We start from the raw sequence: 2,076 nt of genomic DNA, 5'->3' as shown, positions 1-2,076 counted from the left end.
GTCCCAAGGCCGTATGGCCAGCTCCCCGCCGGCGACGAGGAGCTGATCATTCAAATTTCTGTGTTTTCGGCAAGGGCTAGTGCGTCTTCCACGTCGATCCCGAGATAGCGTACGGTATTCTCGATCTTGCAGTGACCGAGAAGGATCTAGACAGCGCGCAGGTTGCCGGTCGCCCTGTAGATTATCGACGCCTTTGTGCGCCGAAGCGAATGAGTACCGTACTCGCTTCGCATCAGGCCGACCGCCGTAACCCAATCATCTACAAGCCGCTCATACTGGCGCGTGCTGAGATGACGATCACGATCGACGCGGCTCGGAAACACATAGTCTTCGACCGTACCGCCTCGGCGTTCGAGCCATGTCAGCAAACTCGCTCGTGCGTCCGCAAGCAATTCGAACTGAACCGGGCGACTTGTTTTCTGCTGCATTACGATTGCGCGCGTCCGGATCTGTCCGCCGCTCACGATGTCTCCAATTTTCATCCTTACCAAGTCGCAGCCGCGAAGCTTGCTATCGATCGCGAGGTCAAGCAGTGCACGATCTCGCAGGCGACGGTTCTGATTGAGGTAGAACCGAATCTGCCATATTTGCTTTGGCTTTAGTGCACGCTTCGCACCGACGGTTCGCCCGGCATTCCAGACCTGACGTTTGGTCGCAACGGTCTGAGATTCAGTCATTTCCATGGTCATTCTCCTATGGCCGGGTTGGCCATTTGAAGAACGGTCCATAGGCGGGAGGGTGTAGACCCAGTCGGGCTCGTACCGACCCAACCTCGGTCACTCCCGGCCGCTGCGGTAAACGTCTGGTTTCGCCAGAAGTAGTCGTTGAGGTTTCTCGGTCGCGCGTCGACCCCGCTCGTGACCGTCGCCGAGTGGGCAGCAGTTCGTCCCCCGTCTGGAAGCCACTTCAGTGAAAGCGGACGGACCAATTTGTCATCTAATGCTGGTTACGTGACCAAAGCCTGCAGCATCGCCTTCTCGATTGGCGAGAAGTCGTCGGCTGGGCGTCCGATGCTGGCCCTGCACCGCTTTCGCCCGCCGCCGCTATTGAATGCAGCGGACAGCGTCGGTTGGTCTCCAGGTGCGCGGCCCCATATTGCGGTCGTTGGCGATGGTCACCGAATGCAGGACCGCCTCGATATCGCGCCGCCACGTATCGAGAAAGCGGCGCAGCCCGGGATATTCGGGTGCTTCGTCATATTGCTGCCAGACGAACAGCTGCAGCAGCGAGGGATGATCGGGCAGATAATAGGCGATCTCCACGGTCGTCAGGCTGTAGCCCAGAAGCTGCAACCGAAAATCCTGATCTCCTGCCATGATGCGTTCTCCCGATGCTGATCAGATGGCCTTTGCGAATAGGGACGAAAATCGTGGGCATATTTCTTTCGAACAGCGGGCCGTGTCAAGGACGCTTGCAGCGCAAATCCCTTCTATCCCATTGATATGATGTAATTTGCTGGCACTCGCTGGCGGCGAGTGCTGAAATTTTGAGCGGCCCTCTTGAACTGCCCGGACAGGCTTACAATTTTGCCGCTCGCCTCCTGCTGGAGTCTCCGGGGGAGGCTTTCCATCAACGTTTTTGCAATTGGAGGTTATGCATGCATTTCCGTCCCTTGCACGATCGCGTGCTGGTTCGCCGTATCGAGGCCGATGAGAAGACGGCCGGCGGCATCATCATTCCCGACACTGCCAAGGAAAAGCCGCAGGAAGGCGAAGTGGTCGCCACCGGCCCGGGCAGCCGTACCGACAAGGGCGAGCTGATCGCGCTGGCGGTCAAGCCGGGCGATCGCATCCTGTTCGGCAAATGGTCGGGCACCGAGGTCAAGATCGACGGCGAGGATCTGCTCATCATGAAGGAAAGCGACATCCTGGGCGTGGTCGAGACCGTGGCCGAGCTGAAACAGGCGGCCTGACCTTTCCCGTCGTCATTTCCATTTGTTCAACCGAAATCTGGAAAAAGGAGGTAGGCCATCATGGCTGCCAAGGAAGTAGTGTTCGCAGAAGACGCACGCGCCCGGATGCTGCGCGGCGTCGATATCCTGGCCAATGCGGTCAAGGTAACCCTGGGGCCCAAGGG

General features: G+C 58.5%; 2 protein-coding genes and 1 pseudogene. 1 reads left to right on the top strand and 2 read right to left on the bottom strand.

The window, feature by feature from the left end; translation table 11 throughout:
* Positions 1 to 50: 50 nt before the first annotated feature.
* Positions 51 to 683 (bottom strand): annotated as a pseudogene (locus AX735_RS24565) (tyrosine-type recombinase/integrase).
* Positions 684 to 1,043: 360 nt separating this feature from the next.
* Complete coding sequence (locus AX735_RS17585) at positions 1,044 to 1,316, bottom strand: protein usg (protein ID WP_066114524.1); 273 nt, start codon at positions 1,314 to 1,316, stop codon at positions 1,044 to 1,046.
* A gap of 281 nt (positions 1,317 to 1,597) precedes the next feature.
* On the opposite strand from AX735_RS17585, the gene groES reads away from it, so the two are divergent.
* Positions 1,598 to 1,912 carry a co-chaperone GroES gene (groES, locus tag AX735_RS17580; protein WP_066282806.1) on the top strand — a complete coding sequence of 105 codons (315 nt, stop codon included), beginning with the start codon at positions 1,598 to 1,600 and terminating at the stop codon, positions 1,910 to 1,912.
* The last annotated feature ends 164 nt before the right edge of the window (positions 1,913 to 2,076 follow it).

This window comes from Blastomonas sp. CCH1-A6 (assembly GCF_001556365.1).
In the GTDB taxonomy this organism is placed as follows: Bacteria; Pseudomonadota; Alphaproteobacteria; order Sphingomonadales; family Sphingomonadaceae; genus Blastomonas; species Blastomonas ursincola.
This window is presented reverse-complemented; position numbering and strand designations above follow the sequence as displayed.